Origin of the sequence: Brevibacterium ammoniilyticum (assembly GCF_038429965.1) — a bacterium.
Classification (GTDB): domain Bacteria; phylum Actinomycetota; class Actinomycetes; order Actinomycetales; family Brevibacteriaceae; genus Brevibacterium; species Brevibacterium ammoniilyticum.
The window spans coordinates 94702-109104 of the sequence record NZ_BAABNP010000011.1; the positions used below are offsets into that span (position 1 = coordinate 94702).

The window sequence follows — 14403 nt, forward strand, 5'->3', positions numbered from 1 at the left end:
CAACGCCCTCAAGGTAGCTGAGGAGATACGGCGCTACCAGATCGTCACGCGCTCCGCGGGAGCGAGGTACATCTCGTCGGTCTCCTCGACGCCGAACGCATCGTGGAAGACCGTCATGTTCTTCACCACCTGGTTGCAGCGGAACTCCTCGGGGGAGTGCGGGTCGATGCTCAGACGGCGGACGCGTTCCTCGGTGCGCATCTTCACCCGCCACGCCTTCGCCCACGCGGTGAAGAACTCCGCGGCCTCCTCCGCGCTGGGCTCCCGGCCGAGTTCGAGTTCGAGGGCCTTCCAGCCGATCGACAGTCCGCCGAGATCGCCGATGTTCTCACCCACCGTAAGTGCGCCGTTGACGTGCTGGGACGCCTCGAGACCTGCGGGAACGAGGGCGTCGAACTGGGCGATGAGGGCCTGCGTACGCTCCTCGAAGCGCTCCCGGTCCTCGGCCGTCCACCAGTCGACGAGGTTGCCGTCGCCGTCGTAGCGCGAGCCCTGGTCGTCGAAGCCGTGGCCGATCTCGTGGCCGATGACCGCGCCGATCGCCCCGAAGTTGTGCGCCACCGAACCCTCGGCGTCGAAGAACGGGGGCTGGAGGATCGCTGCCGGGAAGACGATCTCGTTCATCACCGGGTGGTAGTAAGCGTTGACCGTCTGCGGGGTCATCAGCCATTCGGTGCGGTCGATCTCCCCGCCGATGCGCCCGATCTGGCGAGCATGCTCGGCGCGGGCGGCGCGACGGACGTTGCCGACGAGATCGGTGGGATCCACCTCGGCGGGATACTCACGCCACTTCACCGGGTAGCCGACCTTCGGGGTGAACTTCGAGAGCTTGACCAGCGCCCGCTGCTTCGTCTCCTCGCTCATCCAGTCGAGCTCGGTGATCGACTTCTCGTGCGCCTTGATGAGCATGTCGACGAGGTGGTCGATCGCGTCCTTCGCCGCCGGCGGGAACTCGGCCGCGACGTAGAGTTTGCCGACGGCCTCGCCGAGGAGGGACTCGACGAGCCCGACCCCGCGCTTCCAGCGGTCCCGCAGCGCCGGGGTGCCCGAGAGGGTGCGGGAGTTGAAGTCGAAGTCCTCTTCGACGATGTCGTCGGTGAGCAGCGAGGCATTCGATGTGAGCACGGACCAGCGCAGCCAGGTCTTGAGCGTCTCGAGGTCGGTCTCGGCCCAAACGCCCGCCATGCCCTCGACGAAGGAAGGCTGGCCGATGACGACGGTGTCGAACTCTCCGTCGATGTCGGCGGTCAGCGAGGTGAACCACGCGTCGAAGTCGAACCCGGGTCCGAGCTCGCGCAGCTCGGCCAGGGTGCGCTTGTTGTACGTCTTCTCCGCATCCCGGGTGGCCACCCGGTCCCAGTGGTGGCGGGCGAGCGCGGTCTCGAAGGCCATGACCTTGGCGGCCACCTCGGCGTCGGAGATCCCTGCGGCCTCACCGAGCCCAGCGAACGCGGACATCCTCTGCACGTGCGCGAGGAACTTCGTGCGCACCTCGGCGAAGTCGTCGTTGAAGTAGTAGTCCTCATCGGGCAGGGAGATCCCGGCCTGGACGAGGTAGAGGGCGTAGACGTCGGAGTCCTTCGCATCGGCGGTGACGTACCCGCCCAGCAGCCCGCCGATGCCCTCGGTCTCGAGGCGGCCGAGGAGGTTCGCGAGCTCGGACTTCGACTCGGCGGCGTCGATCGCGGCGAACGTCGCCTCGAGCGGGGACACACCGAGGTCGTTGATGCGCCCAAGGTCCATGAACGAGGTGAAGAGGTCGGCGACCTTCTGCCCCTCGGATCCCGGCTCCTGCTCCGCGTCGACGGTGTCCTTGATGATCGCCCTGACCTTCGTCTCCGCGGTGTCGAAGAGCTCACGCATCGCACCGTCGCCGGCCCGGTCGTCGGGGATCGTGAACGCGTCGATCCACCGGCCGTTGATGTGGCGGAAGAGGTCGTCCTGCGGACGCACCGACTCGAGTGGGGCCAGGTCGGCGGCGGAGTCCGCGGACTCCGGATTGACCGGGGAGTTCGAGGTATGAGATGTCATGGTGCAACAGTATCGTGGACACCGGTCCAGCCCGCTGAGTGAGGAGTGAGAGTATGCCCCTGCCGTCCGTCGTGTTCGTGTGCACCGGCAACATCTGCCGGTCCGTCACCGCCGAACGCGTCCTTGAGCGTCATCTCGCCGACACCGGCGCCGAGGCGGTCGTCGACTCCGCCGGGATCAGCGACGAGGAGGAGGGCAACCCGATCGACCCCCGGCAGGCCCGTGTGCTCGCGGCGGCGGGCTACCGCACCGAGGGTCATGCGGCTCGGCAGATCACGCGGGAGTGGCTCGCCCAGCGCGACCTCGTCATCGCGATGACCGACCGACACCGTCGTGCCCTTGAGGGGCTCATCGCCGACCTGCCCGCCGAGGTGCGCCCGGAGCTGCGGATGCTGCGCGAGTTCGATCCGGAGGCCGCCGGTCAGAGCCCCGTCCCCGACGTCGCCGACCCGTGGTACGGCGGCCGGTTGACAGATTTCGAAGAAACTCTTGAGACAATGGTGAGGTCCGTGCCGGGAATCACAGATCACCTGCACGTCGTCGCCGGGCAACCTCGGTGATACTGACATCAGGGATACTGACACCAGGGACGAGGTTGCCGGCCGGCTGGGCGTCAAGGCACCCGAACATCGTTGAAGGAGAAACTCGCATGACTCGCACACAGTGGTCCGCTCTCAGGCTGGTCTTCGCCGCACTCATCGTCGCCGCCCTGAGCGTCGTCGCGGCGGCACCGGCCAGCGCCCACGACCAGCTGATCTCGACGAACCCCGAGAACGGGGCACAGCTCGACAAGCAGCCCGAGTGGCTCGAGATGAACTTCTCCGGCGAGATCCAGGCCGTGGGCTCCGAAGTCATGGTCAAGGTCGACGGCACCGACGTCTCCGCAGGTGAGCTCACCGCCGAAGGCAAGAAGCTGTCCGTCGCCCTGCCCGACAACCTCAAGCCCGGCGCGTACACCGTCGTGTGGCGCGTCGTCTCCTCCGACGGCCACCCGATCTCCGGCAACTTCGCGTTCACGATCGGCGACGCCGAGGGTGCCGGCGGCTCCGTCGAGCAGACGACGCAGGCAGGTCTCGGCGGCGCTGTCGTCGACGAGCCGGGTCAGAACACCGAGACCCGCGGTGAGATCGGCGAATCGACCGGCAGCGACACCGGCATGTCGATGCCGATGATGGTCCTCCTCGGCGTCGGTGCCCTGGCGATCATTGTCATCGTCGTCCTCCTCATGCGCCGCAAGGCCCAGGGCCTGCCCGGCACGAAGGACGACACGACGAAGGACTGACGCACGAGTCGTGGCGTGGTGCGCCGCGCCGCTCCGTGCGGCGCGGCGCGGGCGATGCGGCGCAGGGCGCGGCGCTCGAAGCGTCGCGGCCAAACGAAGCGGCATGTCATACCGCGCTCGAAGCGTCGCAGGGCGCGTGACGCGGCACAAAGCGCACTGCGAGGCACACCAGGTCCCCGGATGAACGCATTCGGGGACCTCGTGCATTCACGGACGCCTGTCGATCCACGCGGAGCTCGAATATCGATGCGTCCGCGAATCGCGGCTCGCCCGATCCACGCGGGGCCGGAAATCCGCGTCGCGGGCGACGCGGAATTCGTGCCCGGCGTGGATCGACGGTGGTGAGGCGAGGCGCGGTCGGCTCAGCTGTCCGGGCCCGCGGAGGCGCGGGCGACGCGGGCTCCGGTCGCCCGGTCGCGCGCGGATGCCGTGCTCGACGTGTGCCTCGCCGAGGCGGCCGCCGCCTCGACGATGTCCCGCACAGGTTCCGACGCCCACGCTGCCATCGCGACCTGCTGGGCCACCTGCGCATCCCAGGTCAGGGGCGGGGAGACCTCGTCGGCCGCCTCGGCGGCATGGAGGAGGGCGATGATCGTTTCGGTCCGCACATCCGGCTGGGCCCCGCCATCGAGGACCGCGGTGAGCGCTGCCCGCAGCCGCTCTTCCGGGCCCGGGTCGACGACCTCCCACGACGAGGTGGGGAAGAGGCCGAGGAAGCGCGAGCGGTGATGGTCGAGGATGCCGTGGTTGCCGAGCCGGACGAGGAGGACATCGTCGAGGCGGGGGAGCAGGATCGGCAGCGCCGAGGCAAGCGGACGCTCCTTCTGCCCGAGGAGTGCGATCGCGTTGACGAACATCGGATCGGTGGGGCGAGGGACCTCGGCCGGTCGGATGAACGGCGAACTCGGATCGGGTCCGGGGAGGATGTCGACGAACCCGGCCTCGGCGAGGTCGACGAGAAGGGCGCCGGTGAGCGCGGACTCGAGGCCCGGGGTGATCGTGGGGACCTTCCCGCTCTCGGGCAGGAGGAGCAGCATGAGGTCCTCGCTGATGAGGAGGGTGCGGCGAGCGGTCATCGTCGGGTCCTTCGTCCGTGGGCTGGAGGGCTGGTGTACGTGGGCTGGAGTGCGGGTCTCCGTGGGCTGGTGGGTGAAGCGGCGCGGATCGAGTGCAGCGGCGTCCGCGTTCCGTGGGAGTCAGTGTAGCCTCCTGCCGGTTCGGTCCGAGGGAAGATCGCGGGAGACCCAAGGCTCATCGCGGAGACACAGTTGGTCGCAGAGTCTCAGGGGCGGTCGCGTCGGGTGTCGGGTCGCTCATGGTCGTCTCCCATTCGTGCAGGGGGAAGACCGCCCTCTCCGCGGGCGAGGGCGATCGCGTCGCTGCGCCGGCTCACTCCGAGCTTCGCGAAAAGCGAGTTGATGTGGGACTTCACCGTCGAGACTCCGAGGAACAGGTGCTCGGCGATCTCTGGGTTCGTCGCTCCTTCGGCCATGAGCCGGAGGACATCGGCCTCTCGCACCGTGAGTTCGGGGAACCGTTCGTGCAGCGAAACGGGGTGGGCTTCGGGGAGGCCGGCGACGACCCGACCGGCGATGCGCGCATCGAGCGGAGTGCCTCCGGCCGCCGTCGCCCGGATCGCGGCGATCATCTCCTCCCGGCCGGCATCCTTCGTGAGAAATCCGGCGGCCCCGGCTCGCAGCGCCGAGTCGATGCTCGCATCGTCGCCGAAGGTGGTGAGCACGAGAACCCGCACCCCCGGACAGGACTGCGCGAGCCGCGCGGTCGCCTCCGCCCCGCCGAGGTTGGGCATCCGCAGGTCCATGAGCACGACGTCCGGGGTGAGCTCCTCGGCGAGGGCGACGGCCTCGATGCCGTCGGAGGCTTCGCCGATCACCTCGATGCCCTCGGCGAGGGAGAGCACGGTGACGATGCCGTCGCGGACAAGGGCCTGGTCGTCGGCGACGAGGACGGTGATGCTCATCATTCGGCTCCCACCTGGGTGGTGGACGCATCGGGCGAAGCGGGGTCCACGGCAGTCGAGGGTGTGAGTGGGATCCACGCGGTGGTCTCGAAGGTCCGTTCGTCGACGAGGTGTCCGTGCGCTCCGCCGCCGAGTGCCTCGCAGCGCTCCCGCATGCCGCGCAGCCCGAATCCGTTGGGCCCGCTCGTCGCGGCGGCGACAGCACCGGGCGGAGTCGAGGCAACGGGCGAGGTCGAGACGCCGGTGATAGTCGTGGCACCGCTGGGAATCGAGGAGTCTGAGGGAGCTGGGAATGTCGGCGAATCACCGACGACGGGGTTGCGGGCAGTCACGCGGACGACCGGGACGATGTCGGCTGCGGAACCGTTCATGCTGTGCCCGCGCGTGGCGGGCCCGGAGGCGCCAGCGTCCCGGGTCCCAGCTTCGCCAACCTCGGCGTCCTCGACTCCAGCGTCGCCAACACCGGCATCCTCAACCGCCGGGCCATCAGCTCCGGGCCCGAATGGTCCCCGGTCGATCCGTACCTCGAGGGTGACCGGTCGGCCGGGGGCATGACGGCGGGCGTTGGTGAGCATCTCCTGGACGGCGCGCAGCAGAGCCTCGGTGCCCGTGGGGCTCAGCCGCCCCAGAGCTGCGGTGGGCCCACCCGGCGCAGCGCCGTCCTGCCCGTCCGGCACAGTCCCGGCCGCCCCTTCAGGCACTGCCCCAGCCCCACCCCGCCCGTCCGGCAGAGTCGCGCGCACCTCGCCGCCGCTGTCCCGGTGGGCGCGCAGCAGTGCGCGAACACCCTCGAGCAGATCCTGCTGCGGCGCCTCGCGGAGCGCCGCGACGGCTCGGCGTGATTCGGCGAGGCCGTCAGCGGCCAGCCCCCTGGCCCTATCGATCCGAGTCTCGAGTTCGCCCCAGCGCCTGGCCTGCGCCAGAGCGGCGGCCGCATCGAGCTGGAGCGTCAGCGCACCCAACGAGTGCGCGAGCACGTCGTGGAGATCGCGGGCGATGCGCGCGCGTTCGGTCAGGGCGGCCGTCGTCGCCCTCTCCCGCTGCAGGGTCAGCTGCTCCTCGAGAAGCTCCCGCGCCTGCCTCTCGGACTGGATGCGACCGGCACGCAACCGGGTGAGCAGCCCCACCCCGGCGCCGACGAGGAGATTGATGATCACGAGCTCCGTCGGCGCCCCCACGACGAGAGCCGACACCGTCAGGCCGCAGACGTCGGCGACGATGGTCAGCGTCACGAGGATCACCGAACGGTCGGACCGGCGCAGGAGTCGGACGAGCCCCGCGATCGCCAGGGGCACCATCGTCGTCTCGGGGGCGAAGGCCAGAGCACACGCCATGACCTGGGAGACGACGAGGAGCAGGGTGCCCGTCGTGTGCTGCCTCGGCGAGGCCTCCCGGTAGTCGTCGGTGAGCGCCCCGAGGAACATCTCCGCCACCCACAGGGCGACCGCCGCGAGAGCCGCCGCGCGCAGTGCGGGTCCGGTGACCTGCCAGGAGTTGACGGCGAAGAACACGCCGAGCACGATGCCGAGGCCGAAGGTCAGCGCCTTCGCCTGGCGGGATCGAAGCCGGATGCCTCCGCGCACGTCGTGACGGCGGGAGGGATCCGGCTTCATGGCGGCGATCATACCGCACCCCGGTGCGTCCGAGTCTCCACTGACGATCATGTCGACCGGCTCGAGATCAGCGGGGTCACTGCCCGCTCAGGGCGGCGGCGGGAACCGTGTGTGTCGGGCCCGAGTGCGCCCGCTGGACGGCGACCTGGGTGCTGGTGAGGCGGGCGAGGCCGAGCGAGATGAGGAACAGGCCCGTGACCGAGACGAGCTGAGGTGAGATCAGGGCGGCGATCCCCACGTTCATGCCGATCCGGATGATGATGAAGCCGATCCACAGGCCGACCCCGAGCCAGCCTCCCCGGACCCGGACCTGGCCTGCGGCATCCGTCTCGACCGCGGAGAGCCTGCCCATGACCCATCCGCCGGCCAGCGAGACGAGGACGGTGAGCGCGATGACGAGCATCGCTGAGACCAGCGAGGCATTGCTGCCCTGCAGCTGGAGCGGCAGACTCGCTACTCCGATGATGATGACGACCACGGCGATGCGCGTCATCCTCGAGGCGCTGCGCCAGCTGAGCTGACGGAAGAGGATGAGAGCGAGCACCACTGCGATGAGGAGGACATCGACGATCGACATCCAGGGGACGGTGGAGAGATTCATGACTGGGCCTCCAGACGGGCGACGGGATCGCCCGGTGCGATCCACTGCCCCCATCCTTCGCCGCGGCTCTGTCCACGCGAACCACCCGCGGGTGGAGATCCGGGTGGAGAAGCCCTAGACCTCCATCCGCACGTACCGGGCGAGCTCGGAATCCTCGGCGGCCAGAGTCCGTGCCGTGCTCAGCACCATCCGCTCCATCGCCGAGGCGGCCGCTGTGGGCCGGACGTCCGCGCGGGAGGCGAGGCTGACGATGCGGGAGAGACCGGGATCGACGAGGCGGATCGACCGCAGGCGGGGCCGGTGGACGAGGACCATGGCCGGGACGATCGCGAGCCCGAGTCCGCGTTCGACGAACCGGATCGCCGCATCCATCTCGACGCCTGCGACGACGACATCGGGGGTCAGTCCCGCCGCCTCGAATGCCGCCGAGGTGGCCTCCCGGAGGTCGTAGCCGTGATGGAAGACGACCTGCGGGCGGGCGGCCACCTCGGCGAGAGTGATCGTGTCCGTACGCGCCAGCCCGGCGCCGGCACCCCCACCGCGAGCGCCGGCCTCACCATCGTCCGACACATCGCCCCCGTCATCGCAGGCGGTGATGACGACGAGGTCCTCGCGCAGCACCTCCTGCATCTGCAGCCGGGGCGTCTGCGCACCGAGGTCGACGGTGCGGGTGATGAGCGCGAGGTCGAGCTGCCCGGCGCCGAGGGCCTCGACGAGTTCGCGCGAGCCCTTCTCCACGACCTCGAGCTCGATGCCGGGATGCTCGGCATGGAAGCGGCTGAGCGCCTCGGCGACGAGGCTCACGCACAGCGTCGGGGTCGCGCCGAGGCGGACCCGGCCCTGACGCAGGCCGGCGAGCTCATCCATGTCGAGGCGGATCGCCTCGGCGTCGGCGAGCATCCTCCGCGCCGTCGGCAGCAGGGCAGCCCCGGCCGCGGTGAGCGTGATGTGTCCGCGGGCGCGGTGGAAGAGCTCGGCCCCGAGCTCCTTCTCCAGGGTCGAGATCTGCCGGGACAGGGACGGCTGGGCGAGGTGGAGGGTCGCGGCGGCCTTCGTGAAGTGCCCGGTGTCGGCGACCTCGACGAAGCTCGCGAGCTGTTCGAGATTCATGGAAATAGCGTATCGCTATCGTGTTGAGTCAAACAATGCATTGGACGTATCGAATAGGCAATCCTAACGTGGAACGCATGAGCAGAGAACAGGGCAATGCCCGAAAGAGAGAACACTCACTGTCGACCTCGGTGCTCGTCATCGGCACCGGCGGCTCCGGCCTCCGCGCGGCCATCGAAGTCGCCGAATCCGGCGCCGACGTCATCGCCGTGGGCAAACGACCGAAGTCCGATGCACACACCTCGCTCGCCGCCGGCGGCATCAACGCCGCCCTGTCGACGATGGACCCCGAGGACTCGTGGCAGCAGCACGCGGCCGACACGATCAAGGAATCCTACGACCTCGCCAACCCGCGCACCGTCGAGATCGTCACCCAGGGCGCCGAACAGGGCATCGCCGACCTCGAACGCTACGGCATGAACTTCGCCCGCGAAGAGGACGGCCGGATCTCCCAGCGCTTCTTCGGCGCCCACACCTGGCGGCGCACCGCCTTCGCCGGGGATTACACGGGACTCGAGATCCAGCGCGCGCTCATCCACCGCGCCGAAGAGCTCGACGTCCCCGTCCTCGACACCGTCTACATCACGAAGCTCCTCGTCGCAGACGGCCGGATCTTCGGCGCCTACGGCTTCGACCTCGTCGACGGCACCCGGTACCGCATCCACGCCGACGCCGTCATCCTCGCCGCCGGCGGACACAACCGCATCTGGCGGCGGACCTCCTCACGCCGGGATGAGAACACCGGCGACTCCTTCCGCCTCGCCGTCGAGGCCGGCGGCCGTCTCCGCGACGCCGAACTCGTCCAGTTCCACCCCTCGGGCATCCTCGAACCCGAGAACGCCGCCGGCACCCTCGTCTCCGAGGCCGCCCGCGGTGAGGGCGGCATCCTCCGCAACGCCCTCGGCGAGCGGTTCATGGAACGCTACGACCCCGAACGGATGGAGCTTTCGACCCGTGACCGGGTCGCGCTCGCCGCGTACACGGAGATCGCCGAGGGGCGCGGGACGGAGAACGGCGGCGTGTGGCTCGACGTCTCCCACCTGCCGCGCGAGACGATCATGACCCGGCTCCCGCGCGTCTACCAGACGCTCATGGAGACCCAGATGCTCGACATCACGACGAGTCCGATCGAGATCGCCCCGACCGCGCACTACTCGATGGGCGGGGTGTGGGTCGACCCCGTCGACCACAGCACCGACGTCGAGGGCCTGTGGGCCATCGGCGAGGCCTCGTCCGGGCTGCATGGGGCCAACCGCCTCGGCGGCAACTCCCTCATCGAGCTCCTCGTCTTCGGTCGCATCGTCGGCCGCTCCGCCGTCGCGTACTCCGATGAGCTCGAAGCGCAGGTGCGGTCCCAGGAGTCCCTCGCCGAGGCGCGCGCTGAGATCGATGACCTGCTCGCCTCCGATGGGGCGGAGAACGTCCGGGCCCTGCAGCGCGAGGTCCGCAACCTCATGACCGAACACGCCGGCGTCGTCCGCGATGAGGCCGGTCTGCGGGCCGGACTCGAGAAGCTCGCGGCGATCGAGGAGCGCATGGCCGGCGTCGGCATCCACCCCGACATCGCCGGATTCTCCGACCTCGCGCACGCTTTCGACCTCAAGTCCTCAGTGCTCGCGGCGCGGGCGACCCTGGAATCAGCACTCGAACGCCGGGAGACCCGCGGCTGCCACAACCGCAGCGACTTCCCGGATCTCGATCCGGAGCTCACGGTCAACCTCGTATGGTCACCGTCGACCGGGGTCGTGCGGGAGACGATCCCGGCCGTCGACCCCGAGGTCGCCGAGCTCATGCACACCGGTGAGATCAGCCAGGAGGGCAAGCTCGTCGAGTGAGGTCACCGCCCGGCGCGGGTCTGCGAGGGCTGCTCGCCGAAGACGCGCCGGTAGGCGGCGGCGAAGCGGGAGGGATGCGAGAAGCCCCACCGGAACGCGATGTCGCTGATCGGCTCCTCCCCGGCGAGGATGTCCGCCCGTGCCGCGTCCAGCCGCTCCTGCTGCACATGCTCGAGCGGGGAGGTGCCGAGCTGGTCGCGGAACGCCCGCTGCAGGGTGCGCACGCTCAGGCCGGCCGCCTCGGCGATGTCGGTCACGGTCAGCGGTTCGCCGAGGTGGTCGGCGATGTGATCGAGGGCCAGCCGCACCCGCTTCGTCGTCGCCGGACCCGCGCTCGCCGCGGAGTCCTCCGCAAGCCCGAGGTCGGGGTGGCCGAGGACGAGCTGGGTGAGGAGGAGGTCCTCGACGGATTTCGTCATCAGCTCAGGCATGTCACCGCCGGCACGGCCACCGGACACGAGTCCCTGGAGGACCCCGAGCCACGCGCCGAACCCCGGGCCCAAAGGCAGGGAGTGGCTGCGGAAGCGGGGCGACGGAGGTGCCGCGCGACCGAGCACGGACTGGCTGTGGGCGCGCAGCACCGCGGGGTCGACGCGCAGGTGGATCTGGTCGTACTCGGCGCCCAGGGACATCCGCACCCGGGCGCCGGGGAGGAGGATCGCGGCACTCGAGGCGGGGGCGACGGGGATCGAGTCGGATCCGATGTCGACGCGGGCACTGCCTCGGCGGGCGATGAGGAAGCCGAGGTAGTCCTCGTGTTCGGGCAGGTCGACCCTGACCTCGGTGCCGAGGGAGAACTGGAGGATCCGCAGCCGTTCAAGGTCGAGCTTCCAGACTTCGGGCGCGAAGGAGCCCTCGTCGACGCCGAGCAGCCGGTGCGGGCTCAGCGAACGACCGACGTCGCGTTCGAACTCCCCGACGCCTGCAGGCTTGGTCACCCCGGTCATGGTCCCCGATATTACCGCGCGGGTGTTGCGCAGCTCACAGATTCGTGTCGCAGATCGGACAGCGGTGTCGCACATCGTGTCGTCGGGGGCGTGAGGGATTCCTATCGTGAGGACACGGTTCTAGAGAGAACCTGCCATGTCAGACACGAAGGAGTGCCCATGAGCACCACCGATCAGCGCACCGTCGGAAGCGATCCCACCGAGGCGGCCGCGTCGACGACCTATGACGTCGCCGTCGTCGGCTACGGTCCCTCGGGACTCGTCCTCGCCTCGGCGTTGGGCCGGCGCGGCCACCGCGTCGTCGTCATCGAACGCTGGAAGACCCTCTACGGGCTCCCGCGGCTCAACCACATCGACGGGGAGGTCGCGCGCATCATCCAGAACGTCGGCGACGTCGAGGTCGCGCTCAAGGGATCCGCCCCGGCCGACGAATACGTCTGGCGCAACGGCGCGGGCGAGAAGCTGCTCACCGTCGACTGGTCGGGGGAGTCCTCGGGCTTCGCGGCGCACTACACGATGTACCAGCCCGACATCGAGGACGCGATCGACGCCGACGTCCGCACCCGCGACAACGTCGACGTCCTCCAGGGGTTCAAGGGCATCGACTTAAGCCAGGACGCCGACGGCGTGACCCTGCGCGTGCGCCCGTGGTCGCGGGACGATGAGACCGCAGCCGACCACGGTGAGGACGACCTGATCATCCGCGCGAAGTACATCGTCGGCGCCGACGGGGCGAACAGCTTCGTGCGCACGGCGCTCGGCATCGACCGCGACGACCTCGAATGCAACGACGTGTGGCTCAACCTCGACACCGAGAAGGTGCGCGATCTGCCCGAGCGCTTCGACGTGAGCACCCAGTTCTGCGACCCCCTGCGCCCGAACATGTCCATGCCCATCGGGCCCGGGCGGCAGCGCTTCGAGGTCGCCGTCCTGCCCGGTGAGAACCCGGAGGAGGCGCTGACCGAGGAGCATGCGTGGAAGTGGTTCCGCGAACGCCATGACCTCGGTCCCGAGGACGTGCGCATCCTCCGGCACATCGTCTACGTGTTCTCCGCCCGCACCGCGCACCGGTGGCGCGACGGCCGGGCCTTCCTCATCGGGGATGCCGCCCACACGATGCCGCCCTACATGGGGCAGGGCGCGTGCTCGGGCATGCGCGACGGGCTCACGCTCGCGTGGAAGCTCGACCTCGTCCTCCGCGGGCACGCCGACGAGGCCTTCCTCGACACGTACGAGGAGGAGCGTCGCCCCCACGTCGCCGCGATCCAGGCCGGAAGCATCGCGCTGGGTAAGATCGCGAACATGCTCGACGTCGATGCCGCGAAGGCCCGCGATGAGGCGTTCTTCGCCGGTGAGACGCTCGATGCGCCGCCGTTCCCGACGATCGAGTCCGGGTACCTCGCCCGCGGTGAGCAGCCGTATGCCGGCACCCTCTCCCCGCAGGGCAGGATCGCCAAGGACGGTGCCACGGCGCTCTTCGACGACATCATCGGCAACGGCCTCCACCTCGTGACCTCGGGTGATCCCGCGACCGTGCTGTCGGCGGAGCAGTTCGACCGCCTCGCCGAGGTGGGGGCCGCCGTGGTCTCGACCGCGCCGGGCACCCCGTGGTCGGTGACCGATGTCGACGGCACGTACCGCGACTACTTCGCCTCGACGGACTCAGAGGTGTTCATCGCCCGCCCCGACTTCGTCGTCTTCGGCACCGGGGCGATGGCCGATGCGCCGGCCCTCGTCGACGACATGATCGCCCAGCTGCGCTCGGGTGGGCAGGATGCGGCGGCGTCGCGTTCGTCCTTCGCCGAGGCGGGGGTGCGATGACGCGAGCCGACCATCCGAGCAGCGGGGTGTGGCGCCGACCCGATGTGTGCACGTTCGCGGCACACGCTCCCGACGAACACGGCGGCGAGCGGCACGGCGCAGACCAGCCAAGCGCTGAGCTGCGCAAAGAGCTCGACGCGCACTGGCGGGCCATGCCCGCCCAGCGGCTCCTCGACGGCGGCATGGTCCACGGTGACGTGCTGCGCCTGCAGGCCGCCACCGACTCGGGACAGCGGTGGGACGAAGCGGCCGAGCGCCTCGGCGAGGCGCAGGTGCTCCGCGCCGAGGCGGCCGCCGGCGAGGGCCGCTCCCGCACCGCGATCGACGCCTACCGGGCCGCGGTCGCCGACTTCCTCTTCGCGCAGATGCCGCTGCCCGACGGCGACCGGAAGTCCGCGCTCTACTCTCGGGCCAGGGCGGCACTGACCGCGATCACGCAGATCCCCGCCTCGTACCTGCAGCGCATCGAGGTGCCGTTCGCCTCGGGCTCCCTTGTCGGCTGGCTGCGCGTGCCCGCCGAGGCGCGGGCGAGCGTCATCGTCTTCGGCGGTCAGAGCGGCTGGGGTGCGACGTACTACCGCCTCTCCGATGCGCTCGCCGACCGGGGGATCGCCACGCTCATGGCCGAAGGCCCCGGTCAGGGGGAGAGTCGGCTCGTCTCCGGCATCCACCTCGACGTCGACGTCCCCGCGGCCTTCTCGCGTTTCGTCGACGCCCTCGAGGCCGTCCCCGAGCTCACGGGGCGGCCCGTGGGGATCTGGGGCAACAGCCTCGGCGGGACCTTCGCCGCGATCACGGCCGCGGCCGACCATCGGATCACCGCGACCGTCGTCAACGGGGGATTCGCCGCCCCGACGCTGCTGCCGTTCCAGACCTTCCGTGAGCAGGCGGCGGCGATGCTCGGCTCCGACGACGAAGCGGCGATCGCGGCGAACTTCGCCCGCCTGGCCTTCGACCCGGAAACCGACCGGGTCACGGGCGGGATCCTCGTCATCCACGGCGGCGTCGACCCGCTCGTCGACCGGGAGGACCAGACGCCGTTCCTGAAGGCGAGCGAGGACTCGACGCTCCTCGAATGGCCGGACGGAGACCACACGATCTACAACGACAGCGAAGCGCGCACCGCCGCGGTCGCCGACTGGCTCGCCGATCGCCTGAGCTAGGGCGCAAGCCTGGTCGCAA

12 protein-coding genes are annotated in these 14403 nt (G+C 69.9%); 5 read left to right on the forward strand and 7 right to left on the reverse strand.

Going from position 1 to position 14403, the window contains the following annotated elements; all coding sequences use genetic code 11:
* Nucleotides 1-33: 33 nt before the first annotated feature.
* Nucleotides 34-2031, reverse strand: coding sequence for a M13 family metallopeptidase (locus tag AAHA49_RS13445; RefSeq protein WP_342038637.1), 1998 nt, complete (start codon nt 2029-2031; stop codon nt 34-36).
* 53 nt (nt 2032-2084) lie between these two features.
* Here AAHA49_RS13445 and AAHA49_RS13450 point away from each other — a divergent pair, with 53 nt between their 5' ends.
* Nucleotides 2085-2591: a low molecular weight protein-tyrosine-phosphatase gene (locus AAHA49_RS13450; protein ID WP_342038638.1), complete on the forward strand. Its 507-nt coding sequence runs from the start codon at nt 2085-2087 to the stop codon at nt 2589-2591.
* A gap of 89 nt (nt 2592-2680) precedes the next feature.
* Complete coding sequence (locus AAHA49_RS13455) at nt 2681-3313, forward strand: copper resistance CopC family protein (RefSeq protein WP_211978270.1); 633 nt, start codon at nt 2681-2683, stop codon at nt 3311-3313.
* A 362-nt stretch (nt 3314-3675) separates the two neighbouring features.
* Here AAHA49_RS13455 and AAHA49_RS13460 read toward each other — a convergent pair whose 3' ends face one another.
* From AAHA49_RS13460 to AAHA49_RS13480, 5 genes are all read right to left on the reverse strand, one after another.
* Nucleotides 3676-4389 (reverse strand): GOLPH3/VPS74 family protein, encoded by a 714-nt coding sequence (locus AAHA49_RS13460; protein WP_211978269.1) that lies wholly within the window; start codon nt 4387-4389, stop codon nt 3676-3678.
* A 206-nt stretch (nt 4390-4595) separates the two neighbouring features.
* A complete protein-coding gene (locus tag AAHA49_RS13465; RefSeq protein ID WP_211978268.1) occupies nt 4596-5294 on the reverse strand; it encodes a response regulator transcription factor in 699 nt (232 codons plus the stop codon).
* Complete coding sequence (locus tag AAHA49_RS13470; protein ID WP_342038639.1) at nt 5294-6907, reverse strand: histidine kinase; 1614 nt, start codon at nt 6905-6907, stop codon at nt 5294-5296. The genes AAHA49_RS13465 and AAHA49_RS13470 overlap by 1 nt, the downstream gene beginning before the upstream one ends.
* A 76-nt stretch (nt 6908-6983) precedes the next feature.
* Nucleotides 6984-7508 carry a hypothetical protein gene (locus AAHA49_RS13475; RefSeq protein WP_342038640.1) on the reverse strand — a complete coding sequence of 175 codons (525 nt, stop codon included), beginning with the start codon at nt 7506-7508 and terminating at the stop codon, nt 6984-6986.
* A 114-nt stretch (nt 7509-7622) separates the two neighbouring features.
* Nucleotides 7623-8618: a LysR family transcriptional regulator gene (locus AAHA49_RS13480; protein ID WP_342038641.1), complete on the reverse strand. Its 996-nt coding sequence runs from the start codon at nt 8616-8618 to the stop codon at nt 7623-7625.
* A 77-nt stretch (nt 8619-8695) separates the two neighbouring features.
* Between AAHA49_RS13480 and AAHA49_RS13485 the strand changes: the two genes are divergently transcribed.
* A complete protein-coding gene (locus AAHA49_RS13485; RefSeq protein WP_342038642.1) occupies nt 8696-10453 on the forward strand; it encodes an FAD-binding protein in 1758 nt (585 codons plus the stop codon).
* A 2-nt stretch (nt 10454-10455) separates the two neighbouring features.
* On the opposite strand, the gene AAHA49_RS13490 is transcribed toward AAHA49_RS13485, so the two are convergent.
* The gene (locus AAHA49_RS13490; RefSeq protein ID WP_342038643.1) at nt 10456-11391 is read right to left on the reverse strand and encodes a helix-turn-helix transcriptional regulator; all 936 of its coding nucleotides are present in this window, start codon (nt 11389-11391) and stop codon (nt 10456-10458) included.
* Between the two features lie 168 nt (nt 11392-11559).
* Between AAHA49_RS13490 and mhpA the strand changes: the two genes are divergently transcribed.
* A complete protein-coding gene (mhpA, locus tag AAHA49_RS13495; RefSeq protein WP_342038644.1) occupies nt 11560-13221 on the forward strand; it encodes a bifunctional 3-(3-hydroxy-phenyl)propionate/3-hydroxycinnamic acid hydroxylase MhpA in 1662 nt (553 codons plus the stop codon).
* Nucleotides 13218-14384, forward strand: coding sequence for an alpha/beta hydrolase (locus AAHA49_RS13500; protein WP_342038645.1), 1167 nt, complete (start codon nt 13218-13220; stop codon nt 14382-14384). Before mhpA ends, AAHA49_RS13500 begins: the two co-directional genes overlap by 4 nt.
* Nucleotides 14385-14403: the final 19 nt, after the last annotated feature.